The sequence below is a fragment of the Sphingomonas sp. HF-S4 genome (genome assembly GCF_032911445.1).
Taxonomy (GTDB): domain Bacteria; phylum Pseudomonadota; class Alphaproteobacteria; order Sphingomonadales; family Sphingomonadaceae; genus Sphingomonas; species Sphingomonas agrestis.
The window spans coordinates 634591-658434 of record NZ_JAWJEJ010000002.1; the positions used below are offsets into that span (position 1 = coordinate 634591).

Consider the following 23844-nt stretch of genomic DNA (forward strand, 5'->3'; position numbering starts at 1 on the left):
GCTCAGGCCAGTACGAGGCCGGCGGCGCGCAGCGGCTCGGCGCCGTGGAGGAAATAGCGCCGTGCAACCGCTGCCGACAGCGACGCGAGGCGCGCTTCGAGGTCGCCGAGCAGCGCATCGTCGATCCGCGTCGCATTGGCAGTGACGAGGATCGCTGCGATCTCGCGCGCGCGCTCCTGCTGCGGCTCGGCGAGCCCATCATCGGAAAGCACCGGCAGCTTGTTGAGATGCGCCGAGATCGCCGCGACCTGGAAAGCGAGCGCGCGCGGATTGTTGGGATCGAGCGTCACCAGGTCGAGCACCGGCACGCGGGCCATGCCCGTAAGGTAGCGCTGGCGATAGCTGATCTGGCTGTCCATCAGGTCGAGCAAGGTCGAAAGGTCGTCGGCCGTCGCGTCGCGCCCGCCGAACGCGCGGATGCAGCGGATCGCCCCCAGCGCACGCTCGATTCGCCGGCCAATGTCGTGGAAGCGCCACGCCTCGGTGCGTGTCATATGCTCGCTCGCGAGCCCGTTGAGCGCCGAATAGCGCCGCTGGAGCGACCCGGCCTTGTCGAGCAGCACCCCGCGTTGCGGGAAGGGCGCGTCGAGCAGCCGGATCATGTCGGCCGAGAGCCGCTCGCGTGAGACTTCGCCGATCAGTCGCGCCTGGCGATTGATCGCGCGGACGCTGTACCAGCCGTCTTCGCCTTCGAGCGCGGTGCGCGCGAGTTGGGTCAGGTCGGCGCGCTTGACTCCCTTCGCTTCGGGCGCCGCGCCCGACGCGACGATCAGCCGGGTCAGCCGCCCCACCGTATCGAGTGGCAGCGCCGCGCCGGTATCTGCGCCGATCGAATGGCCGAGCAGCACGCGGATCAGTCCGAGCAGCGCCTCGCCGCGTTCGAGATAACGGCCGAGCCAGAATAGATTGTCGGCAACGCGGCTGGGGAGCGTGCCCGGATTGCGGCGCAGCTGGGTGGTGTCGTCGGCGGGGAGTAGCGAGACCGGCGCGACCGGCTCGGAGCCGTGGATGCAGACATCGGCCGACCAGATGCCGTCGCCCATCACTGCCGCGCGCGCGTCGGGATGCTCGCCGATCCGTGCGAACCCGCCGGGAAGCACGGTCCAGCGTCCGTCGCGGCCGCGCGCCGCGAACACCCGCAGCGTGAAGGGACGCGGCGCAAGCACGTCGTCGGCGACCACCGGCATCGTCGACAGGCGAACGATCTCCTGCCCGACATAATCCTGCGGACGGCGTGCCAGGTCGTCGAGCAGCGCGGCGCGCGCCTCGGCGTCGAGCGCGGTGCCGAGCACCGGCTTGCCGCCCGGAAGTCCCAGCGGCGCGATGCCGAACGCCGGCGCGATCAGCAGCGAATCGAGATGCGCGGCGACATGGTCGCGCTCGGCATCCTGCCCGCACCACCACGTCGCGATATTGGGGAGCTTGAGCGCCTCGCCGGTCAGCACCTGCGCCAGCCGCGGCAGGAAGGCGGCGAAGGCCGGCGCTTCGAGCAGCCCGGCGCCGGGCGCGTTGGCGATGACGACATTGCCCGCGGCGACTGCGTCGATCACGCCGGGGATGCCGATCGTCGAATGCGAATCGAGCGCGAGCGGATCGAGCAGCCGCGGATCGAGCCGGTGCCACAGCGCATCGACCCGCTTCATCCCCGCGATCGTGCGGACATAAAGCTGGTCGTCGAGCACCGCGAGATCGGCACCCTCGACGAGCAGGAAGCCAAGGTAGCGCGCTAGATGCGCCTGCTCGGCATAGCTGGGATTGAGGCGGCCGGGGGTGAGCAACGCGATCCGCGGCTCGGCGCGGCGGCAGGCGGCGGCGACGCCCTCGCGGAAGGCGGCGAAGAACGGCGCGTGACGCTCGATGTTGAGCCGCGACTGGAGCTCGCCCAGCGTCCGCGCGATCGCCAGCCGGTTCTCCAGCGCATAGCCGGCGCCCGCCGGCGCGCGGAGGTGATCGGCAAGCACGCGCCACTCGCCGCTCGGGCCCCGGCACAGATCGACCGCGACGAACTGGAGATGATGGTCGCCCGGCGGCGTCAGCCGTGCGAGCGGGCGGAGGAAATAGGGGCTGCCGGTGACCAGCGCGGCGGGGACGTGTCCGTCGGCGACCAGCCTGCTCTCGCCGTACAGATCCTGGAGGATCGTCTCCAGCAGCTCGGCACGCTGCGCCACCCCCGCTGCGATGCCGTCCCATTCGGTGTGCTCGATCAGCAGCGGAACCGGGGAAAGCGGCCAGGGACGCTCCTCGCCTTCGTCGACGATGCGGAAGCCGGTGCCGATATCCTCGGCATGGCGCTGCGCCCGCTCGCGGACGGGCTCCAGCCCTTCGCCCGAGACCGCGGCGAGTTCCTCGAACAGCGCCGACCAGGCGGGATCGCGCGTGCCTGCGCACAGCACGTCGCCCGCGGGGACGTGCGCGCAATAATCGGCGATCCAACGATCGGCGATCGTCGCGGCGTCGAACAACGATGTCGCGGCGCGGCTGGCCAAGATGCGCTTCCCTTCGTGCGAGGGGGTGATGGGGGAAAGGTTGCTGCAAGGCAACAAGCGATGCTTGCAGAGGGGGCGGATGCGGCGACCTACCCGCAATTTGCGCATCGTTACCGGATCGGGCGCGCTTTCCGGCTTCCCTGCGGCGGCGGATGTCGCATGATGCGAGGCGGGGGACGCCGCGGGAACGGCGTCGCGGAGGAAACGCGATGACCGTATCGAAGCGTGCAGGCTGGTGGGGCGTGGTGCTGAGCCTGATGCTGCTGGCGCTCTGGGCGATCCGCCCGATCGGGGTGAGCCCGCCGCGACACCTCGATACCGAATTCAATACCGAACGCGCGGTCGGCCGGCTCGCGGCGATCCTAGGCGACCAGCGCCCGCACCCGACCGACAGCGACGCCAACGACGCTCTCGAGGCGCGGCTGCTCGCGCAGATTCGCGCGGCCGGGTTCACGCCGGAGATTCGCCAGGGCTTCCACTGCAACGACATCCGCGCCGGCGCGGCGATCTGCGCGCGGCCGCGCAATATCGTCTTCTGGATCACCCCGCCTGGCGACGATGCCGTGATGCTGACCGCTCACCACGATTCGGTCCCCGCCGGTCCGGGCGCCGCCGACGACGGGATCGGCGTCGCGGTCGCGCTCGAAGTCGCGCACCTGCTCAAGGCCAGGCCGCTCGGGCGTCCGGTGCTGGTGCTGCTCACCGATGCCGAGGAGGCGGGACTGGTCGGCGCGGCGATGTTCGCGGCGCGCGATCCGCTGGCCAGGCGGATCGGCGCGGTGGTCAATCTGGAGGCGCGCGGCACCACCGGCGCGGCCAACATGTTCCAGACCAGCCGTCCCAACGGCAACGACATCGCCGCGCTGCGTGTCGGCGGGGTCGTCCCCGCGGCGAATTCGCTGGCATCGGACCTCTACAGCATCCTGCCCAACGACACCGACCTGACGATGCTGCTGCCCTTGAAGGTCGATGCGGCCAACTTCGCGATCATCGGGGCAGGGACGCGCTATCACACCCCGCTCGACAATCTCGCGAACCTCGATCGGCGCTCGGTCCGCCAGATGGGCGCCGAGGCGCTTGCCGCAGTCACCGGGTTCGCCAGCCTCGCGGGCGGTAGCAAGGCGGCGGAGGGCCAGAGCATCTTCGTCAATATCGGGCCGTGGTTCTTCTTCGTGCTGCCGAGCGGCGTCGCACTGGCGCTGCTCGTGGTCGGGCTCGGATCGGCGATCCTCGTCTATGCGCGCACCGGCGGCGGTGGCGCGGTCAAGGCGGCGCTGGCGCCGCCGCTGGCGCTCCTGCTCGGCACTGGGCTGGCGGTGCTGCTCGGGATGCTCGTCGCGGCGATCCGGCCCGAGGCGGCGTTCGGCACCGGCTGGCCGATCGCGCTTCGGCTGATGTACGGCGCGGCGGCGCTGGGCGGGGCCGGGCTGGTGCTCGACTGGCTGCGCGTGCCGAGCGCCACACGGCTGGCGGCATCGGCGTGGATCTGGCTCACCGCGCTGGTCCTCGCGGCGTTCGCCTTCCTGCCCGGTCTCGCGGTGATCGCGTCGGGGCCGGCGCTGTTCGTGCTTGCTGCGGCGATCGCATCGCTGGTCGTGCCGCGCGTGGTGCCGTGGCTGTTCGGCGCGGCGGCGCTGGCCTTCGCGCTGGTGATGCTGCCGATCGCCGGCGGGTTCGAGGACGGGCTGTTCGTCGAGCAGGCTGCGCCGATCGCTGCGCTGCTGATCTTCCTGCTGCTGTTCGCGATGCCGGGCGCGAGCGGGCTGCGGGCGCCGCTGGCGTGCGGCGCGGTGCTCGCGGCGGCGCTGGCTGCGGCGCTGCTCGTGCCCGCCTACACCAACGACGCGCCGCGCCACCTCAACGTGGTGCATCAGGACGATATGCAGGGCGCCAGCTTCCGCATCTACGACAATGGCCCGCTGCCCCCGGCGATGCAGTCCGCCGCGCGCTTCGCTCCGACGCCCGATGGCGAGCGCGACTGGCACGCCCTCGCGCCGCGGCTGGGCGATGACGGGCGAATCGACGTGATTTCCGATACCATTGCCGGCGATCTGCGGACGATCGTGCTGCGCGCTGTCGCACCCAGCGCCGACCGCCAGGAATTCTATGTCGCCAAGGGCGAGGGGCTCCGCGGCCTCACCGTCAACGGCGCGCGGCCGCAGGTGAAGGGTGCGCTCGCTTATTTCGGCTGCACCGGCAGATCGTGCCGCACGCTCGACATCACCCTGAGCTGGGCGGCCAAGGCGCCGCTGCCGGCGATCGGCTGGCACCGCACGCGCTACGGGGCAGGCGAGGCGGCGCGCGCATTGGTCGCGGCGCGGCCCGCCACCGCGATACCGGTGCATGTCGGCGATCGGCAGGTGCTGGTGCGCCCGGTCAAGCTGGAGCGCTGAGCGCTTAAACTTCCGGCAGTGCCTGCTCGGCTTCGCCCCAGCCCTGTAGTGCGCGGCTGGTGGCGCGCTCGATCAACGCGGGGGCGTCGCGGATCGTGAAGAGCTTGGCCGAGTCGAGGTCGCGCAGTTCGCTCCACGTGACCGGGGCCGCGACCGGCGCATTTTCGCGGGCGCGGGCGACAAAGGGGAGCACCGCCGTCGCGCCGCGCTGGTTGCGCAGGTAATCGATGAAGATCTTGCCCTTCCGGGTGACCTTCTTGAGGTTGGCGGTGAAGCGCTCGGGCTCGGCCTGGGCGAGCGCGCGGGCGAAGCGTTCCGCGAAGCTGCGCACTGCGGGCCATTCGGCCTGGGGGATCAGCGGCACGACTACATGCACGCCCTTGCCGCCCGATAGCAGCGGCCAGCTGGTCAGCCCGATATCGGCGAGATGCTCCTTGAGGTCCTCCGCCGCCTTCTTGACCATCGCGAAGTCGAGCCCCTCGTCGGGATCGAGATCGAAGACGAGCCGATCGGGCTTCTCGATATCGGCGACCAGACTACCCCAGCCATGGAACTCGATCGTCCCCATCTGGACGCACGCCATCATCCCGTCGAGATCGTCGACATAGAGATACGGTTCGACCGAACCGTCCTTCTCGCGAATGTCGACATGGTGGACCTGCTCGCCGAAGCTGCCGGCATCGTGCTTCTGGAAGAAACAATGCTTCGCGCGCCCCTGCGGGCAGCGGACAAGGCTGATCGGGCGATTGCCGAGCCAGCGCAGCGCCACCGGGGCGATCGCGGCGTAATAGTCGGCGAGCTCGCCCTTGGTCAGCCCCGCCTCGGGATAGATCACGCGATCCCGGCTGCTGATCTTGACGCTGCTCTCGGGTGCTTCCGGGAGCAATGCGGGTTTTTCGGCGACGACGTGCTTGGCCTTCTTGTCCTCGCGCAAGCCCAGGAAGCTGGCGTGGCGCACGATATTCTCGGCGGTGAACTCGGCAAAGGCGATCTCGGCGACGAGGCTCGGCTTGAGCCAGTGCGCGCCGCGCGCCTCGGCACGAGGTACCTTGGCGGGCGACTCCTTCGCGGCGATCTTGTCGAACCGTTCGCGCAGATCGTGCAGCGTCGCCTGGTTGAACCCGGTCCCGACCTTGCCGGCATAGACCAGTCCCTCCGGGCCATTGACCGCGAGCAACAACGAACGAAAGCCGCGGCCCTTGGCGGTGCTCGGGAGCCAGCCGATGAGTACGAATTCCTGGCGGCGGGTGCACTTGGTCTTGAGCCACGCCTTGGTGCGCGCGCCGCGATAGGGGGCGTCGGCGCGCTTCGAGATCACGCCCTCATAGCCTTCGCGGCACATTTCCTCGAACAGCTTTTCGCCGGCTCCGGCGATATGCTCGGAAAACTGGATGCGTTCGTCGGCGCCTTCGAGCAACCTGCGCAGCCGTTCCTTCCGGGCGAGCTGGGGTAGCTTGGCGGTATCCTCGCCGCGGTCGGCGAGCAGGTCGAAGGCGAAGAAGGTCAGGCCTTCTCCGCCGGCCGAAATCGCTTCCTGCAATGTCGAGAAATCGGGCTTGCCGACCTTGAACGCGACGATCTCGCCATCAACCAGCGCCGGGGCAGGAAGGCTCTTGGCTGCCTCGGCGATGCCGGGAAACTTGTCGGTCCAGTCGAGCCCGGTGCGCGTGTAGATCTTCGGCCCCTTGGCGCCGGTGGCGATCAACGCGCGATACCCGTCATATTTGACCTCGTGGAGCCATTGGCTTCCGGTCGGGACGCTGTCGACCAGTGTAGCGAGCTGGGGTTTCTCGAAGGCGGGCAATTTCTTCGATCCTCCCCGTACCGGGGAGGATCTTCGGCTTCTTGCCCTCGGCGATCTCCTGCATCGTGCGACCGGTCTTGATGCTGGTGAGACCGGTCTCGACGAGGAAATCGGTAGCGCCGGCATGCTCGTCGTCGATCTTGCGGAGCAGCCAGTTTTCTCCGCGCTCCTTGCCGCGCGGCTTGAGGCGAATGAGCAGCCATTCACCGTTCATCCGCTCGCCCTCGAGGCGGAAGTGAAGATGGCCCTTCTCCAGATCCTTGGCGCTCTTGCCCGCGATCGGTTCCCAGACGCCGTCGTCCCACAGCATCACCGTCCCGCCGCCATATTGGCCCTTGGGGATCGTGCCTTCGAAATCGGCATAGGAAAGCGGATGGTCCTCGGTGCGCACCGCGAGGCGCTTCTCGCCGGGGTCGAGGCTGGGGCCACGCGTTACCGCCCAACTCTTGAGCACGCCATCGACTTCGAGGCGGAAGTCCCAATGCAGCCGCGTGGCGTCGTGCTTCTGGACCATGAAACGGTTGCCGCCGGTGCGCGCGATCGTTCCCGCGGGCTCGGCGGTCCGAGTGAAGTCGCGCTTGGCATTATATCTGACGAGGGGGTCGGGCTTCGCCATCGGCTCAGGCTCGCTTGCGCGCCGGCGCCTTCTTCGCTGTTGCCGCCTTCGCTGCAGTCTTGGCCGGCGCCTTGGCGGGCTTGGTCTTCATCGCCGCGCCTGACTTCGCACCGGGCTTCTCCAGCGACTTCTTGAGCGCGGCCATCAGGTCGACGACGTTCGAACCGCGGCTGTGGGCGGCATCGTCCTTGTCCTCGATGATCTTCTTGCCCTTGGCCTTCTTCTTGCGCTCGATGAGTTCCTTCAGCGCATCGACATAGCGATCGTGGAATCCCTGCGGATTGAACTTGGCGACCTTCTTGTCGATCAGCGTTTCGGCGAGGCCGAGAAGTTCGGGATCGGGTTCGCTATCGGGAATGTCGCGGAAATAGCCCTGCGCCTTGTTGACTTCGTCGGCATAACGCAATGTTTCCAATACCATACCGCGCCCGCACGGCTTCAAGCTCACCACATATTCGCGGCCGCGCATCGCGAGCTGGCCCAGGCCCACCTTCCGCGAGCGGCGGAGCGCCTCGCGCAGCACGATGAACGCTTCCTCGGCGAGATCGTCGGCGGGGACCACGAAGTACGGCTTTTCGTAATAGAGTACGTCGATCTCGTCGGCGTCGACGAATTGGGTGAGCTCGAGCGTCTTTTTCGATTCGAGCTTCACCGCATCGATCTCGTCCTGTTCGAGCAGGACGTACTCGCCCTTCTCGACCTCATAGCCCTTGACGATCTCGTCGACATCGACCGGCCCGATGCCCGGCGCGGTCTTCTCGTACTTGATCCGCTTGCCCGAGGGCTCGTGGATCTGGTGGAAGCTGATCTGCGCGCCCGATTTGGTCGCGGAATAGATCTCGACGGGAATCGAAACCAGCGCGAGGCGGATCTGTCCCTGCCAGTAAGCGCGCGCGGCCATCGTCCGGTCTCCTCGTTGCGAGGCCGATTCAATTCGCCAATTGGGGAGTCGTTCCGCGCGGCGCGATTGTATATGGGGCATGGCATGACGACCGACCCTTTCGCGCTGTTCGACCAATGGTTCGCCGAAGCCCAGGCCAGCGAGCCCAACGACCCCAATGCGATGACGCTCGCAACGGTGGCGGAGGACGGCCAGCCCTCGGCCCGCGTGGTGCTGCTCAAAGGGCACGGCCGCGACGGCTTCGTGTTCTACACCAACCGCCAGAGCCGCAAGGCCGGCGAGCTTGGGCTGGGCACCTGCGCCGCGCTGTCGTTCCACTGGAAGTCGCTGCGCCGCCAGATCCGCATTGAGGGCACGGTCTCCCTGGTCAGCGATGCCGAAAGCGACGCCTATTTCGCCAGCCGCACCCGCGATTCGCAGCTCGGCGCCTGGGCTTCCGAACAGTCGCGCCCGCTCGATGCGCGCGCGACCTTCGAGGCGCGCTACGAGGACGTCCGCGCGCGGTTCGAGGGGGGCGAGGTGCCGCGCCCGCCGCATTGGGGCGGCTATCGCGTCACCCCCGCGCGGATCGAGTTCTGGCAGGATCGCGCACACCGGCTCCACGAACGCCGCCTGTTCGTCCGCGACGGCGAAGGTTGGAGCGAAGGGCTGCTCTACCCGTGAATCTGGCGCGTCGGGCAGCACTCGCGAGCGTCGCCTGCGCGCTGCTGCTCGGCAGCCTCAAGGCGTGGGCGGCGTGGCGCACCGGGTCGGTGGCGGTACTCGCCAGCTTGGCCGACAGTCTGCTCGATCTGGTCGCATCGCTGGTGACCTTGGGCGGGGTGCATGTCGCCGCACTCCCCGCCGACGACGACCACCGCTTCGGCCATGGCAAGGCCGAGGCGCTGGCTGCGCTGTTCCAGGTGGTGATGATCGCGGTCTCGGCGGCGGCGATCCTGTGGCGCGCGGGCGAGCGGCTGCTCGCCACCCAGACCAGCACCGACGCCGAATATGGCATCGGCGTATCGTTGGTCGCGATCGTGGTGACGCTGGCACTGACCCGCTACCAGCAATCGGTGATCCGCCGCACGCGATCGGTCGCGATCGGCGCGGACCGGGTGCATTACCAGTCGGACCTGCTGCTCAACGGCGCGGTGATCGCGGCGCTTGCCTTGGAAAGCTATGCCGGGCTGGCGGGCGCCGACGCGGTGTTCGGCCTGGCGATCGGGCTGTGGCTGCTCTACGGCGCATGGCGCGCCTCGGTCGACGCGATCGACCAGCTGATGGACAAGGAATGGCCCGAGGAGAAGCGCCGCGCCTTTGTCGACGTCGCCGCGCGCCACCCCGAACTGATCGGGCTCCACGATTTGCGCACCCGGACCAGCGGCGCAAAGGATTTCGTCCAATTCCATATCTGGATGGACCCGCACATGACGATCCTCGCCATGCATGACGTCGTCGAGCGGCTGGAGAAGGAGCTGGCCGAGGAATTCCCCGGCGTCGAAGTGCTGATCCATGTCGATCCCGAGGGCCAGGTCGACGAACCCGGCAACCCGCTCGCCGAAACCGATTTGCTCAAGGACACCCGATGAGACTTCCCTTCGCCCAGATCGACGCCTTTGCCGACCGGCCGTTCACCGGCAATCCGGCGGCAGTGATGCCGCTCGACGCATGGCTCGACGACGCGCTGCTCCAGGCGATCGCCGAGGAGAACAATTTATCGGAGACGGCTTTCCTCGTGCCCGACGAGGACGAAGCGGCGGACTATGAGCTGCGTTGGTTCACGCCCGGGGTCGAAGTCGCCTTGTGTGGCCATGCGACGCTGGCGAGCGGGCACTACATCCTCGCGCGCGAGCAGGACCGCGACCTGGTGCGCTTCCGCACCCGGCAATCGGGGGTGCTCGAAGTCGCGCGGCATGGCGAGGGCTATCTGATGGCGCTGCCGGCCTATCCGCCCGTGCCGCAGGCGATACCGGGGCTGCTCGATGCGCTCGGCGTGGCGCACGGCGAGACGCTGCGCCACCCGCGCGGATATGACCTGACCGTGCTGGAAAACGCCGAGGCGGTGCTCGCGCTCACTCCCGATTTTCGCGCGCTTGCGGCGCTCGGCGATACGCTCAACATCGTGACGGCGCCGGGCAAGGATACCGATGTGATCAGCCGCGTCTTCGCGCCGGCGGCGGGGATCGACGAGGATCCGGTCACCGGATCGGCGCACGCGGTGCTGGTGCCCTATTGGGCGGCGCGGCTGGGGCGGAAGCATTTCACCGCGTTCCAGGCGAGCCGCCGCGGCGGGCATGTCGCCTGCGAGCTCGACGGGGACAAGGTGATCCTCGGCGGCAAATGCGTGACCGTGATCGAGGGCGAGTTCGCGCGCTAGGCGCTTCTTCTCGGGGACGCCCATCCGGACATCGCACTTGCACATGCCCGGCCGCATCCCGATATCGGCACTGTGGCGCCCCGGCATCGCCATGCCACAAAAAGGCATGTCGCGCGTTCTTCCCCTGTTCGGAACGGCGCGCGCGCGCTATTCTGCCGCACCAATTCGTGTGATCAACAGCTACAGGAGCAGTCCTTATACGTCCTCCCATGTCCCGGCGCCCCCTGGCACCGCCGCCGATGAACGGCCCGCGCTTCAATGAATTCATTCAGTCGCAGAAGGTGCGGGTGATCGACCATGAGGGCGAGAATCTCGGCGTGATGTTCACGCGCGAAGCGATGGAGCAGGCGCGCGAGGTCGGCCTCGACCTCGTCGAAGTGTCGCCCAACGCCGATCCGCCCGTCGCCAAGTTCCTCGACGTCGGCAAGTTCAAGTACGAGGCCCAGAAAAAGGCCAACCAGGCACGCAAGACCCAGAAGACGCAGGAGATCAAGGAGATCAAGATGCGTCCGAACATCGACGATCATGATTATGATACGAAGATGAAGGCGATCCACAAGTTCCTGGGCGAAGGCGACAAGGTGAAGATCACCCTGCGCTTCCGCGGCCGCGAGCTTTCGCACGGCCAGCTCGGCATGATCCTGCTCAAGCGCGTGCAGGACGATACGGCGGAGATCGCCAAGATCGAGAGCTATCCGCGCATGGAAGGCCGCCAGATGCTGATGGTCATCTCGCCCAAGTGATGCGTGCGCGAGGGCTGCCGCTTGCGGCCCTCGCTGCTTTTCTCTCCTTTCCCGCTGCGGCGCAGACCGCGGCGTCTGCCGATACTTCGAAGGTCGATGCGCCGCTCGGCGTTCCGCGCGGCTATGTCCGGGTGTGGGGCGACGAGTTCGACCAGCCGGGCGCACCCGATCCGAAGAAATGGGCCTATGACACCAGCCGCAACAAGGAGGGCTGGTATAATAACGAGCTGCAATATTACGCCGAACGGCCGGAGAATGTCCGCGTCGAGGGCGGCCGGCTGATCCTCGAGGCGCGCCGCGAGCGGCTCGAGGCGCGCGCCGATTTCGGCGGGCAGGACTATGCCTCGGGCAAGCTGGTCACCAAGGGGCTGGCCGAATGGACCGGCGGGTTCATCGAGGTCCGCGCCAAGCTTCCCTGCGGGCGCGGGATCTGGCCGGCGATCTGGATGCTCGGCACCGACGACGGCGCCGGCTGGCCCGCGCTCGGCGAGATCGACATCATGGAGCATGTCGGCTGGGATCCCGGCCGCATCCACGGCACGATCCACACCAAGGCATATAACCACGCGATCGGCACCCAGAAGGGCGCCAATGTGGTGATGGCCGACGCGTGCAAGGCGTTCCACACCTATCAGCTCGACTGGAACCAGGACCGGCTGCTGATCGGTATCGACGGCCGCGCGCGCATGCGCTTCGACAATGACGGCAAGGGCGATCCCGCCACCTGGCCTTTCGCCAAGCCGCAATATCTGATCCTCAACGTCGCGGTCGGCGGCTGGGGCGGGCAGAAGGGCGTGGATCCCGCGGCATTTCCGGCGCGGATGGAAGTCGACTATGTGCGGGTCTGGCAGCGCCGCTAGCGGCGTGCGCCGACATATTTGAGGTGCACCAGCGGATAGGGCCGTCCCTGCGGGTCGGTTTCCGATCGTCCGGTCCGCACGAAGCCGCGCGCCTCGTAGAAGGGCAGGGCGTTGCTCGCCTGCTCGCTGGCATCGACCACCGCGTCCGGCGCGAGCGTCAGCGCGTGGCGCAGCAGCGCGGTTCCCACGCCGCGGCCGTGCACCGCCGGATCGACGAACAGCGCGTCGATCATCGCGCCGTCCATCACGAGGAACCCTAGCGCCCGGTCGGCCTCGTCCACCGCCAGCCATAGTTCGGCCTGGGGCAGGAAATCCCTGGCGACCATCGCGTCGATCTCCGCCCGGTCTTCGGGCGTCAGGAAGCCATGCGTGGCATCCACCGCATCGCGCCATATTTCGAGCGCGCGGGGTACGTCGGTCGCCCGACCGTTGCGGATTTGCATCACTTCCTCCCTTGCTGCATCGCAGCAACACTTCGTTACACACGCGCCAAATTCTTTCGATAGCCTTCAACGCGTCGGAACCAGAGCCCCGCCCGTCCAGAGGCAGCCTGTCCGGCCCGCAGGGGACCACCACCCAACCAAGGGGGAGTCCCATGAAAGCACGTATTGCACTCGCGTTCCTGCTCTGCTCGGCCACGCCTGCCTTCGCGCAGGACGAGGAGCCGCCCAAGCCGATCACCGTTTCCGGCAGCGTTGCGCTCGTTTCAGACTATCGCTTCCGCGGCGTTTCGCAGACCGACGAGGAACTCGCCGTCCAGGGCGGCGTCACAATTGCCCATGAAAGCGGCTTCTATGTCGGCACCTGGGCGTCGAACCTCGCCGGCTGGGGCACGTTCGGCGGCTCGAACACCGAGCTCGACATCTATGGCGGGTTCAAGCTGCCCGTAGGCGGCGGCACGCTCGACGTGGGCGTGACCTGGTACATGTATCCCGGCGGCGCCGACATCACCGACTTTGCCGAGCCATACGTCAAGCTGAGCGGCACCCTGGGTCCGGTCAGCCTACTGGCCGGCGTCGCCTATGCGCCGGCGCAGGAAGCGCTGGGCCAATGGTATCTCAGCGGCGCCGATGCGGCGGCGGGGGTCTATAACGATCCCGGCGACAAGGAAGACAATCTGTATCTTTGGGGCGACATCAGCTCGGCGATCCCCAACACGCCGGTGACGCTCAAGGGCCATCTCGGCTATTCGGACGGCAATGCGGGTCTTGGCCCGAACGGCACCAGCATCGCGCCGACCGGCAAATATTGGGACTGGATGCTCGGCGCCGACCTCGCGATCGCCGGCACGCCGCTGACGCTCGGCGTCGCCTATACCGACACCGACATCAGCGACGCCGATGCGGCGTACCTGCTGCCCAACTTCTCGTCGACCAAGGACGGGTCGAGCATCTCGGGCAGCCAGGTCGTGTTCTCGCTGAGCGCGGCGTTCTGAGACTGTATCTCCCCTCCCTGCGTGCAGGGAGGGGCAGGGGGGTGGGTGCGCGCGTCTGCGCGCCCAAAAAAGACTCTGTGCCAAGAACCAAAGCGCCGACGTGGCATCGAGCCACGTCGGCGCTAAACCCACCCCTAACCCCCCCCGTTCAGGGAGGGGAATTGCCTCACCGCAGATACGGCGCCGTCGCCTCCTCGCGCCGCTTCGCCACCACCTCGTCGAGCCCGAGCATCTGCTGCCCCTGGCTGCCGAGTACGCGCAGCGCCACGGTGCCTTCCTCGGCCTCGCGCTTGCCGACCACGAGCAGGTTCGGGACCTTCGCCACCGAATGCTCGCGCACCTTGTAGTTGATCTTCTCGTTGCGCAGGTCGGTCTCGACGCGGATCCCCGCCGCGCGCAGCTTGTCGGCCACCTGCACGGCATAGTCGTCGGCATCCGACACGATCGTCGCGACCACGGCCTGGGTCGGCGCGAGCCACACCGGCAGCTTGCCGGCGAAATGCTCGATCAGGATGCCGATGAAGCGCTCGTACGATCCGAAGATCGCGCGGTGGAGCATCACCGGCCGGTGCCGCTCGCCATCCTCGCCGACATAGCTCGCGTCGAGCCGCTCGGGCAGCACCCGGTCCGACTGGATCGTGCCGACCTGCCAGGTCCGCCCGATCGCGTCGGTCAAATGCCACTCCAGCTTGGGCGCATAGAAGGCGCCTTCGCCGGGCAGCTCTTCCCAGCCATATTCCTCGGTCGCCATCCCGGCGCGGACCACCGCGTCGCGCAGCTCGGCCTCGGCCTGGTCCCACATCGCCTCGGTGCCGAAGCGATTGTCGGGGCGCAGCGCCAGCTTGATCGAATATTTGAAGCCGAAGTCCTTGTAGATGCGGTCGGCCAGCCGGCAGAACGCCTGGACCTCGTCGACGATCTGGTCCTCGCGGCAGAAGATGTGTGCATCGTCCTGGGTGAATTGGCGCACGCGCATCAGCCCGTGCAGCGCGCCGTGCGGCTCGTTGCGGTGGCAGCAGCCGTTCTCGTAGAGGCGCAGCGGCAGGTCGCGATACGATTTGATCCCCTGCTTGAAGATCAGGATGTGCGCCGGGCAGTTCATCGGCTTGAGCGCCATCCACTGCGCATCGTTGGAGACGATCGGGCCCTCGTCCTCGACGTTGGGCACTTCGTCGGGGATGACGAACATGTTCTCGCGATACTTGCCCCAATGGCCGGACTGCTCCCATTGGCGGGCGTCCATCACCTGCGGGGTCTTCACTTCCTGATAGCCGGCGGCGTCGATCGCACGGCGCATATAGGCTTCGAGCCCGCGCCAGATCGTGAAGCCATGCGGGTGCCAGAACACCGATCCGTGCGCTTCCTGCTGGAGGTGGAACAGGTCCATCTCCTGGCCCAGCTTGCGGTGGTCGCGCTTGGCCGCCTCTTCGAGCCGCATCATATGCTCGTCGAGCTGCTTCTTGTTGAGCCAGCCGGTGCCGTAGATACGGCTGAGCATCGCGTTCTTCTGGTCGCCGCGCCAATAGGCACCCGAGACGCGCGTCAGCTTGAACGCATTGGGATCGACCTTGCCGGTCGAGGCGAGATGCGGCCCGCGGCACATGTCGAGCCACGCGTCTTCGCCCTTGCCGGCGCGGTACACGGTCAGTTCCTCGCCCTCGGGCAGTTCGGCGGCCCATTCGGCCTTGAAGCTCTCGCCTTCCTTCTGCCAGCGCGCGATCAGGTCGGCGCGGCTCCAGACTTCGCGGATCAGCGGCTCGTCCGCCGCGATGATCTTACGCATCTCGGCCTCGATCGCGGGCAGGTCCTCCTCGGTGAAGGGCCGGTCCTTGGGCGCGAAGTCGTAATAGAAGCCGTCGTCGGTCGACGGGCCGAAGGTGATCTGCGTGCCGGGGAACAGCTTCTGCACTGCTTCGGCCAGGATATGCGCAAAGTCGTGCCGCGCCAGTTCGAGCGCGTCGGCCTCGTTCTTGGCAGTGACCAAAGCGAGCTGCGAATCGCCCTCGAACGGCCGGCCGATGTCGCGCAGCTCGCCGTCGACGCGCGCGGCGATCGCCGCCTTGGCGAGGCCGGGACCGATCGCCGCGGCGATGTCCGCCGGGGTAGTCCCCGGGGCTACCTCGCGGACGGAACCGTCGGGCAGCGTAATGCGGAACATCTCGGACACGGGTGGTGCTTTCTGGAAGAGGGTTCGAAGCGCGGCTTATGCCCGCGCCCGCGCGATATAGGCAAGGCGTCGCGCAAGCGCAAAACCCGCCAATAGTCCGAGGATTGGACTTGCGCCCCCGCGCGCGATCCGCTTCATCGCTTGCATGAGGAATCACAACCTGAATCGCCGCCACCTGCTCACCGGCGGCGCGGCGCTGACGATCGCCGCGACGGTCCCTGCCGTCGCTTATGCCAAGGGGACGAAGGTCGAAAACCCCCTCGTGCTCCAGCGCGCGGACCCGCAGATCCTGCGCCATGACGGCTGGTTCTATCTCACGGGATCGGTCCCCGAATATGACCGTATCGTCCTGCGCCGCGCGAGGACGATCGCCGGCCTCAAGGACGCGCCCGAGACGGTGCTGTGGCGGCGCCCGGCGAGCGGCCGGATGGCCGGCTATATCTGGGCGCCCGAGATCCACCATTTCGACGGCGCCTGGCATGTCTATTTCGCCGCCGGGAATGGCGACGACAAGTTCCACATCCGCACCTATGTCCTCCAGGCCAAGGGCGCCAATCCACTGACCGCCGACTGGTCGCTGCTCGGCCAGCTCGAGACGCCGTGGGACAGCTTCACCCTCGACAGCACGATCTTCGCGCACAAGGGCGTCCGCTATATCTGCTGGGCGCAGAAGGAGCCGGGGATCGAGACCAACAGCAATCTCTATCTCGCGCCCTTGAAGACCCCGACCACGCTCGCCGCGCCGCCCGCGCGGCTGACCGTCCCGACGCTCGACTGGGAAGTGCAGGGCTACAAGGTCGCCGAAGGGCCGGCGCTGCTCGCGCGGGGCGGCAAGCTGTTCCTCACCTATTCGGCGAGCGCCACCGACGCGCGTTATTGCATGGGCATGCTCACCGCCGACGCGAATGCCGACATCATGGACCCGGCATCCTGGACCAAGTCGCCCGTCCCGGTGTTCGCCACCTCGGAAGCCAACCAGGTGTTCGGCCCGGGGCACAACAGCTTCGTCGTGGACGAAAAGGGCCGCGACCTGCTCGTCTATCACGGCCGCGACTATCGCGAGATCAAGGGCAACCCGCTGTTCGATCCCAACCGCCATGCGCGGGTGCAGGTAGTGAAGTATCGCAAGGATGGCACGCCGGACTTCGGCGTGCCGGTGAAGAACGGAGTGTTGGCTTAGCTTGCATCGCCCTCTCCTGTTCGAAACGAACGGTGTGGGCTTGCAATGTAGGATTTCGCCTGCTTGGCTGGCGCGGCTTCCCCGCTCTTTGACGTCGTCAGACCCTCAAGCACCGACCAAAGCAATAAACGAACTATCCTGCGCAATTTTCGGAATGAAAAAATGCGCAAAGTGCGAAGTTAGGCGGGCCTCAGGCCACGCCGAACGGCACGACTCGGTTCAGATCGACATGCCCGATCTCGGCGCGGCCGAGATACGGCACCTTCATCTCGCGGCACCAGCGGACGATGATCTGCTCGAGCGTCTCGCCGAAATCGTTGCCGTTGTCGGTGATCGACGTGACGGCGCCCAACCGAACCCCGGCGATGCCCTTGAGCTGGGTGGCGTGCGCCATCTGGAACAGCATGCGGTCGATCCGATACAGCGGCTCGTCGACTTCCTCGATCATCAGCACATGGTCGGTAAGGTCGGGCAGCCACGGCGTGCCGATCATCGCCGCCAGGATCGCGAGGTTGAACGCGGCGGCGGGGCGCCCGTCGGCCAGGCTCGGCTCGAGCGCGCGACGATCCTTGTCGATCAGCCAGCCGAGTGCCCAGCCCGCGGCCTCGCCGGTGTCGTTCTTGCCGATGCTGCTCGCCATCGAGGCGTGGATCGGCCGGCCGATCCGCCGGGCATAGAGCGCGCCCAGCATAAACCCCATGTCGGAAAAGCCCAGATACGCCTTGCGCCCCGCCGCGGCGTTGAGCTGGGGCATCACTCTGTCGAGAATACGGTTCGAGCCATAGCCCCCGCGCGCGAACCAGATCGCGTCGAAGGCGGGATCGTTGGCGAATTCGAGGAAGGCCGCGGCGCGCTGTTCGTCCGTGCCGGCGAAATGCCCCGCCTCGTAATAGCATTGCTCGTGGAACACGATGTCGTGACCCGGATAGGTCAGCGCCATGAACGCCGCCATCCGCAGCGAGGATTCCCTGCTGACGGGCCGTGCCGGTGCTACCACTCCGATGCGCATGCAATCCCACCTCTTAACCAGTCGTCATGCCGAATTTGTTTCAGCATCCACTGCGCTGCAAGCGGCGTCGCTGCCGGCGGCACGATGGACCCTGAAACAAGTTCAGGGTGACGGAAAGGGGCGAGCGCGTCGCTCCTTGCTCCCCCCGACGAAACCGCCGATAGCCCGCGCATGCAGCACGACAAACCCTATTTCTTCGTCGGCATCGGCGGCTCTGGCATGATGCCGCTGGCGATGATCCTGGCAGGGCAGGGCGCCACGGTCGCCGGTTCGGATCGCAGCCTCGATGCCGGCCGGCTCCCCGCCAAGTTCGACGACCTCGAGCGCCGCGGCGTCGGCCTGTTTCCCCAGGACGGCAGCGGGATCGTCTCGCCTGACCAGATCGTCGTCGCCTCGGCGGCGATTGAGGCGAGCGTGCCCGACATGGTCCGCGCCGCCGAACTCGGCAGCCCGCGGATGACGCGCGCCGAGCTCAATGCCGCGCTGTTCAACGCCGCACCGCGCTCGATCGGCGTCGCCGGCACCAGCGGCAAGTCGACGGTGACGGGGATGATCGGCTGGATCCTCCACGCCACCGGCCGCGACCCGACGGTGATGAACGGCGCGGTGATGAAGAACTTCGCGTCGCCCGACGCCCCCTTCGCCAGCGCGCTGGTCGGGCAGGGCGAGGCCTATGTCAGCGAAGTCGACGAGAGCGACGGATCGATCGCGCTGTATCGCCCGCACGTCGCGGTGCTCAACAATGTCAGCCTCGATCACATGCCGATGGCGGAGCTCATCGACTTGTTTGGCGCGTTCATCGCCAAGGCGGGCAAGGCCGTGGTCAATCTCGACAATGGCGAAGGCGCGGCGCTGGCGATGACGCTCCCCGCCGACCGGCTGGTCACCTTCGCGATCGAGGGGGAGGCCGATCTGGTCGCGAACGATCTCGCGCCGCAACCCTTCGGCATCGATTTCCAACTTGTCGAACGCGGCGCTCCGCCGGTCGACGTGAAGCTGCAGGTTCCCGGGCGCCACAATGTCTCGAATGCGCTGGCGGCGATCGGCGCAGCGCGCGCGGCGGGCATACCGCTGCGCGACGCGGTGGGGGCGATCCAGGGCTTTACCGGGCTCAAGCGACGCTTCGAGCTGGTCGGCGAGGCGAACGGCGTCGCCGTGATCGACGATTTCGGGCACAACCCGGACAAGATCGCCGCCACGCTCGACACGCTCCACGCCTTTCCCGGCCGGCTGCTCCTGCTGTTCCAGCCCCATGGCTATGGCCCGCTCAAGGTGATGCGCGGCGAGCTGGTCGCGATGTTCGCATCGAAGCTTGGCGCGGACGACGTGCTGGTGCTCCCCGACCCGGTCTATCACGGCGGCACGGTCACGCGCGAAGTGACCAGTGCCGACATCATCGCGGACATCGCCGCGGCCGGCCGGCGCGCGCTCCACATCGCCGACCGCGCCACCGCCGCCGCGCATCTCGCCGCGCAGGCCCGCCCCGGCGACCGCATCGTGGTGATGGGCGCGCGCGACGATACGCTAAGCCTGGTCGCGAAAAGCATGCTGGACGATCTGCAAACCTAGCTTTGCATTTTGTCTAGCTAACTTGACATGGTGCGCCGTCTCGGCGTAAAGCTCCCTTTACTAATTGCAAAGGGAGCCAATCATCGTGTCCGATATCGAAGCGAGCCGCGCGCCCCGCATGGGCCTTCCGGTCGTTACGTATGTGCTGAGCCTGCTCGGCAGCATCTTCATCGTGCAGGCCTATCGGCCAGCGCTGCCGATAACGCTGCTCATCCTCGCCGTGCCGGCCGCGGCGCTGGTCTGGATGATCGTTCAGGGCATCCGCGCGAGGCGCATGCTCGGCGCCGCGCCCTGCGGCAGCCGCGCCTATGCACGCCGCATCGTTGTCCTCGCGCTGGTTTATGCGGCGCTGCTCATTGCGGCGATCTGGCTCAACCGGCATTACACCCTGAACGGGCCCGTGGCGGTGATCGTCGCGGTGCTGCCCGCCTTGCCCATGCTCGGGATGATCGTCGCGATGGGCCGGCTGATCCTCGACGAGAAGGACGAGTATCAGCGCATGCTCCATGTCCGGCAGATGTTGATCGCGACCGGGCTGATGCTGGCAGCATGCAGTATCTGGGGCTTTCTCGAGCAGTTCGAGCAGGTGCCGCACCTGCCCGCTTATTGGGCGTTCATCGTCTGGTGCGCGGGACTTGGCTTCGGCACGCTGTACAACGAGCACCGGTCATGAAGAACCGCCTCCGCGTGCTGCGCGCCGAGCGCGCCTGGAGCCAGCAGGATCTGGCCGCCGCGCTCGAGGTCTCGCGCCAGAGCGTCAATGCGATCGAGACCGGCCGCTACGATCCCTCGCTGCCGCTCGCGTTCAAGATTGCCGACCTGTTCGGCATGGCGATCGAAGACATCTTCACCAATCCGTCGAAGGAGACCGAATGATGATCACCCGTATCCTGCTTGGCGTCGCCGCCGTCGTGGCCGCCCCGATGGTACTCGCCCCCGTGCCCGCGCGTTGCCAGACCGCGCCCGCCGCGCCGATCCAGATGGATCACATCTCGGTGCAGGTTGTCGGCTCGGGGAGCCCGGTGATCCTGATCCCGGGCCTGTCGAGCCCGCGCGACGCCTGGGCGGGGTTCGTCCCCGAGCTTGCGAAGACGCACAGCGTCTATCTGGTCCAGGTCAACGGCTTCGGCGGGGAAAATCCGCGCGCGAACCTCAAGCCCGGCGTCCTCGACGGCATCGTCGCCGACCTGATCCGACTCGTCGCCACGCGCAAGCTGGAGGCGCCGGCGGTGGTCGGGCATTCGATGGGCGGCCTCGTCGGGATGATGCTCGCGGCGCGGCATCCCGCGAGCGTCGGGCGGCTGATGGTGGTCGATGCGCTGCCCTGGTTCGGGGTGCTGATGGGCGCGCCGGGGAGCGGCCTGACCGTCGCGGCCATCGAGCCGCGTGCCGCGCAGATGCGCGACGTGATCGCCGCGAGCTATGGCAAGCCGCCGAGCAAGACGGCGGCCGAGGCCAATGTCGCCACGCTCGTCCGCAAGCCGGAAGGCCGGGCCAAGGCGACCGAATGGGCAATGGCGGCGGATCCGCGCGTCACCGCCCAGGCAATGTACGAGGACCTGATCACCGACATGCGCGGCGAGCTGGCGAAGATCCAGGCGCCCACCACCATCGTCTATGCCTGGAACGACACCTATCCGCGCGAAGCGCAGGCTGGTGCCTTCTTCAAAGCCCAATATTCGGGCACGCCGAACATTCGGTTCGTCGGCGTCGGCGACGCCGGTCATTTCGTCATGCTCGACCAGCCCGTGGCGTTCGCAGCGGCGCTGACCAGCTTCCTCGCCGACTAGACGTACATGCGGCCCGGAGTCTTTCCCGGGCCGCATTCATTCGTTCGCCGGGCAGGCTCAATAGGTGCCCGAGAAGCTCCGGTTGAGGTTGCGCTCGCCCGACCAGTCGTCGCGGTCGCTGTCGCGGTTGCCGAACAGCGCCCCCGATTGCTCCTCGTCGCGCCAATGCGCCTTGGCTTCGTCGGCAGTCTTGCGCAGCGTCACCTTGTCGTCGACCGAATGGATCCAGCGCGACGGGATCGAATGATGATGCCCGCGGGCATCGCTGTCGCTCTTGGTGAGCACGATGCGATCGCCGCGGATCTTGTCGACGACGCCGACGTGGCTGCCGTCCGATCCCACCACTTCCATATGCTCGCTCACCCGGCGCAGCGAATCGCGCTGGCCCTGGCGGTCGGTGCGCCAGCTGCTGAACTCGTTGTGGAAGCGCTGCGAATTCTCGCGCTGATATTCGTCATAGTCGCGGTCGAGCTCGGCGATCCGCTGGCGACGCCACGACTGGTACTGGCCGTCGCCGACGCCGCCATAGACGCGTTCGTCGCGGCCGACCTGGGCATCGTAGCGCTGGTCGCGCTCGCGGCGGCGCTCGGCCTCTTCGTCGCCGAACCACGAGCGGATCTCATCGCCGGCGCGATCGAGGAAGCCGCGATCGGCGTCATATTGGTCGCGCCCGCGATCATAGCCGCGATGGCGCTCTGGCCCGCGATAGCCATGGTCGGCGGCGGGGCGGTAGTAATCGGTCACGCGGGCGCGGTCATAGTCCGGCTGCTCGTCGGTCCAGCCGGTACGGGCGTCGTCGCGCCAGCCACGGTCGGCATGGTGGCCACGATCATAGCGGCCGGCGGCGTAGTCGCGGCCCGAACCATAGTCTTGCGAATAGTTGCGGGGGCTGCGGCCGCCATAATAGTCGCGCTGACCATAGCGGCGATTGCGGTCGTCCATTTTGCATCTCTCCTGATCGATTTGCGGACAGGGCACGCTGGCGGGATCGCTGCATGCCCGACGCCGATTCAGCGAGCGAGACGCGGCTTAGGTTCCGCATTTCGTCGAATCCGCAGGTGGTTGAGCGCCAGACGCGCGATGCCTGCGCGCAGGCGCGGCTAGCCGGTTGCATCGCAGTTCGCGGCTCGCTAAGTGGAGCGCCTCCCGGCGCGACCGGGACCGGCGGCGGGGCTGTAGCTCAGATGGGAGAGCGCTGCAATCGCACTGCAGAGGTCAGGGGTTCGATTCCCCTCAGCTCCACCAGCCGCCATTGATTTCATTCCCCTTTCTTTCGATTTTGCCGCTTGGTGATAATCTCGGTCATAATATTGGCTGCGGTTACAGGTGGCCTCCGGCGTGCTTGTGCGCACTGTCCAACTAACCCTGCATCGCGGACCGTGGCGAAGCACCTTTGATAGAGCGGGTCGCTGGCGAACGGCAGCTAAGCGCCTCGCCAGCGGTCATTCCGGCGATTGAAGCGGCTTCTCAAAAGCGGTCGGTCCGCTTTGGCGTGCCGAAGCGCCCATTGAACGACGGGAAGTGCGTGGAAAGCCCACTGACGGCTTTGTGGACGCTGAAGACCAAGAGTTACACTCATGGCCGTGTGCGTATCGACGACCGCGTCTATGTGGCGGTGCCTCTCGTCGCGCCCTTGCGTTCGGAGTGGTCAAGGTTACCTCTGGAGCAGGATTTCATCATCGGAGGATTCCTCAATGGCTCTCGGCGACCTTGTACCTGTGGCGGACAGCCCCGGCTATTTCACCGTTGAGCTTGAGGAAGGGCAGGCGAGTGAGGCGCTCCCGCGTGCCGAGGCGGAGGCCCGGAGCGAGGAACTCAAAGACGTCGCGTTTCGCACTGCTCAGCAGCAGGCTGCGTGGCAGGCGATTCAGCGCGGGCGCGGCTTATAGATCCGGGGCCACAAATCACAAATAGAGAGGCCGCCCCATTTCTGAAGCGGCCTCGTATCGTCGTTGGAATAACCGCCCGGCGTCAGCCTGGCCAATTGTCGCAGATGCGGCTGCGCCTGACAGTGACGGTCAGCGTAGCCGAGGCAGTGCCGCCATTCCCGTCGGATATCTGGTAATAGACAGGAAACGTCCCGGACACGGTGCTGTCGAATTCGATGTATGTGCCGGCGTTCTGTGCGTTCGCGCCACCAGGCGAGGACACTGAATCGATGACCAATGGATCACCGTCAGGATCGTAGTCGTTCCCGAGCACATCTATCCCAACGATGGTGTTACAGCCTACCGACGCGGCGTCATCGACAGCAACTGGTGGCGAGCCGGTTAGCAAGGGTATAGCATTTGGACTGAGTGCTAAAATCGGCAGCATGCTAAACAATTGTAAAATCACGGCAGGTCTCCAAAAAAAGAGGATGCGACCTTTTGAGCGGTGGCTAATTGTGTCGTCGACTCGCTCCGGTTGTCCAAACTACTGCTCTTCGCATCGAAGACAATGTATAACGTATTGAACGTCCTCACTTTTACAAACCACCGATTGTCATGTTGGCCGTAGCTTAGGAAAAGGGCCGGCGCTTCGACGTATCGA

The 23844-nt window shown here is 66.9% G+C and carries 20 protein-coding genes, 1 tRNA gene and 1 pseudogene; 14 read left to right on the forward strand and 8 right to left on the reverse strand.

Annotation, left to right across the window (positions count from 1 at the left end; genetic code table 11):
• Nucleotides 1-2 precede the first annotated feature (2 nt).
• Entirely contained in the window at nucleotides 3-2486 is a 2484-nt protein-coding gene (locus RZN05_RS19095; RefSeq protein ID WP_317228270.1) for a circularly permuted type 2 ATP-grasp protein, read from the reverse strand.
• A gap of 209 nt (nucleotides 2487-2695) precedes the next feature.
• Here RZN05_RS19095 and RZN05_RS19100 point away from each other — a divergent pair, with 209 nt between their 5' ends.
• On the forward strand, nucleotides 2696-4879 hold the full coding sequence (locus tag RZN05_RS19100) for a M28 family peptidase (RefSeq protein WP_317228271.1): 2184 nt from the start codon (nucleotides 2696-2698) through the stop codon (nucleotides 4877-4879).
• 4 nt (nucleotides 4880-4883) lie between these two features.
• Here the strand turns inward: RZN05_RS19100 and ligD are convergent.
• Together ligD and ku are read right to left on the reverse strand one after the other, a co-directional pair.
• Nucleotides 4884-7299, reverse strand: a pseudogene (ligD, locus tag RZN05_RS19105) (DNA ligase D).
• Nucleotides 7300-7303: 4 nt separating this feature from the next.
• Nucleotides 7304-8200, reverse strand: coding sequence for a non-homologous end joining protein Ku (gene ku, locus RZN05_RS19110; RefSeq protein ID WP_317228272.1), 897 nt, complete (start codon nucleotides 8198-8200; stop codon nucleotides 7304-7306).
• A gap of 84 nt (nucleotides 8201-8284) precedes the next feature.
• Here ku and pdxH point away from each other — a divergent pair, with 84 nt between their 5' ends.
• From pdxH to RZN05_RS19135, 5 genes are all read left to right on the forward strand, one after another.
• Nucleotides 8285-8863: a pyridoxamine 5'-phosphate oxidase gene (gene pdxH, locus RZN05_RS19115; RefSeq protein WP_317228273.1), complete on the forward strand. Its 579-nt coding sequence runs from the start codon at nucleotides 8285-8287 to the stop codon at nucleotides 8861-8863.
• Nucleotides 8860-9771 carry a cation diffusion facilitator family transporter gene (locus tag RZN05_RS19120; protein ID WP_317228274.1) on the forward strand — a complete coding sequence of 304 codons (912 nt, stop codon included), beginning with the start codon at nucleotides 8860-8862 and terminating at the stop codon, nucleotides 9769-9771. The genes pdxH and RZN05_RS19120 overlap by 4 nt, the downstream gene beginning before the upstream one ends.
• Nucleotides 9768-10559 carry a PhzF family phenazine biosynthesis protein gene (locus RZN05_RS19125; RefSeq protein ID WP_317228275.1) on the forward strand — a complete coding sequence of 264 codons (792 nt, stop codon included), beginning with the start codon at nucleotides 9768-9770 and terminating at the stop codon, nucleotides 10557-10559. Before RZN05_RS19120 ends, RZN05_RS19125 begins: the two co-directional genes overlap by 4 nt.
• 209 nt (nucleotides 10560-10768) lie before the next feature.
• Entirely contained in the window at nucleotides 10769-11302 is a 534-nt protein-coding gene (gene infC / locus RZN05_RS19130; protein WP_317228276.1) for a translation initiation factor IF-3, read from the forward strand.
• A complete protein-coding gene (locus RZN05_RS19135; RefSeq protein ID WP_317228277.1) occupies nucleotides 11302-12162 on the forward strand; it encodes a glycoside hydrolase family 16 protein in 861 nt (286 codons plus the stop codon). The genes infC and RZN05_RS19135 overlap by 1 nt, the downstream gene beginning before the upstream one ends.
• Here RZN05_RS19135 and RZN05_RS19140 read toward each other — a convergent pair.
• Complete coding sequence (locus RZN05_RS19140; protein ID WP_317228278.1) at nucleotides 12159-12605, reverse strand: acetyltransferase; 447 nt, start codon at nucleotides 12603-12605, stop codon at nucleotides 12159-12161. The two genes, RZN05_RS19135 and RZN05_RS19140, sit on opposite strands and share 4 nt — an antisense overlap.
• Before the next feature lie 152 nt (nucleotides 12606-12757).
• On the opposite strand from RZN05_RS19140, the gene RZN05_RS19145 reads away from it, so the two are divergent.
• Nucleotides 12758-13597 carry a TorF family putative porin gene (locus tag RZN05_RS19145; RefSeq protein ID WP_317228279.1) on the forward strand — a complete coding sequence of 280 codons (840 nt, stop codon included), beginning with the start codon at nucleotides 12758-12760 and terminating at the stop codon, nucleotides 13595-13597.
• A gap of 166 nt (nucleotides 13598-13763) precedes the next feature.
• Here the strand turns inward: RZN05_RS19145 and thrS are convergent, their stop codons facing one another.
• Complete coding sequence (gene thrS / locus RZN05_RS19150) at nucleotides 13764-15755, reverse strand: threonine--tRNA ligase (RefSeq protein ID WP_317228572.1); 1992 nt, start codon at nucleotides 15753-15755, stop codon at nucleotides 13764-13766.
• A gap of 154 nt (nucleotides 15756-15909) precedes the next feature.
• Here thrS and RZN05_RS19155 point away from each other — a divergent pair, with 154 nt between their 5' ends.
• Nucleotides 15910-16944, forward strand: a complete 1035-nt coding sequence (locus tag RZN05_RS19155) for a glycoside hydrolase family 43 protein (RefSeq protein ID WP_317228280.1) — start codon at nucleotides 15910-15912, stop codon at nucleotides 16942-16944.
• Nucleotides 16945-17134: 190 nt separating this feature from the next.
• Here the strand turns inward: RZN05_RS19155 and RZN05_RS19160 are convergent, their stop codons facing one another.
• On the reverse strand, nucleotides 17135-17953 hold the full coding sequence (locus tag RZN05_RS19160) for an LD-carboxypeptidase (RefSeq protein WP_317228281.1): 819 nt from the start codon (nucleotides 17951-17953) through the stop codon (nucleotides 17135-17137).
• Nucleotides 17954-18124: 171 nt separating this feature from the next.
• Between RZN05_RS19160 and RZN05_RS19165 the strand changes: the two genes are divergently transcribed.
• The 4 genes from RZN05_RS19165 to RZN05_RS19180 all read left to right on the forward strand — a co-directional run bounded on the left by RZN05_RS19165 (nucleotide 18125) and on the right by RZN05_RS19180 (nucleotide 21312).
• Nucleotides 18125-19522, forward strand: a complete 1398-nt coding sequence (locus RZN05_RS19165; protein ID WP_317228282.1) for a glutamate ligase domain-containing protein — start codon at nucleotides 18125-18127, stop codon at nucleotides 19520-19522.
• An 85-nt stretch (nucleotides 19523-19607) separates the two neighbouring features.
• Nucleotides 19608-20195, forward strand: coding sequence for a hypothetical protein (locus RZN05_RS19170; RefSeq protein WP_317228283.1), 588 nt, complete (start codon nucleotides 19608-19610; stop codon nucleotides 20193-20195).
• Nucleotides 20192-20398, forward strand: a complete 207-nt coding sequence (locus tag RZN05_RS19175; protein ID WP_317228284.1) for a helix-turn-helix transcriptional regulator — start codon at nucleotides 20192-20194, stop codon at nucleotides 20396-20398. Before RZN05_RS19170 ends, RZN05_RS19175 begins: the two co-directional genes overlap by 4 nt.
• The gene (locus RZN05_RS19180) at nucleotides 20395-21312 is read left to right on the forward strand and encodes an alpha/beta fold hydrolase (protein ID WP_317228285.1); all 918 of its coding nucleotides are present in this window, start codon (nucleotides 20395-20397) and stop codon (nucleotides 21310-21312) included. Before RZN05_RS19175 ends, RZN05_RS19180 begins: the two co-directional genes overlap by 4 nt.
• A 57-nt stretch (nucleotides 21313-21369) precedes the next feature.
• Here RZN05_RS19180 and RZN05_RS19185 read toward each other — a convergent pair whose 3' ends face one another.
• Nucleotides 21370-22254, reverse strand: coding sequence for a DUF2171 domain-containing protein (locus RZN05_RS19185; protein WP_317228286.1), 885 nt, complete (start codon nucleotides 22252-22254; stop codon nucleotides 21370-21372).
• Between the two features lie 227 nt (nucleotides 22255-22481).
• Between RZN05_RS19185 and RZN05_RS19190 the strand changes: the two genes are divergently transcribed.
• A tRNA-Ala gene (locus tag RZN05_RS19190) sits at nucleotides 22482-22557 on the forward strand.
• Nucleotides 22558-23006: 449 nt separating this feature from the next.
• Nucleotides 23007-23201: a hypothetical protein gene (locus RZN05_RS19195; protein WP_317228287.1), complete on the forward strand. Its 195-nt coding sequence runs from the start codon at nucleotides 23007-23009 to the stop codon at nucleotides 23199-23201.
• An 82-nt stretch (nucleotides 23202-23283) separates the two neighbouring features.
• Here the strand turns inward: RZN05_RS19195 and RZN05_RS19200 are convergent, their stop codons facing one another.
• Complete coding sequence (locus tag RZN05_RS19200) at nucleotides 23284-23649, reverse strand: Ig-like domain-containing protein (protein WP_317228288.1); 366 nt, start codon at nucleotides 23647-23649, stop codon at nucleotides 23284-23286.
• Nucleotides 23650-23844 lie beyond the last annotated feature (195 nt).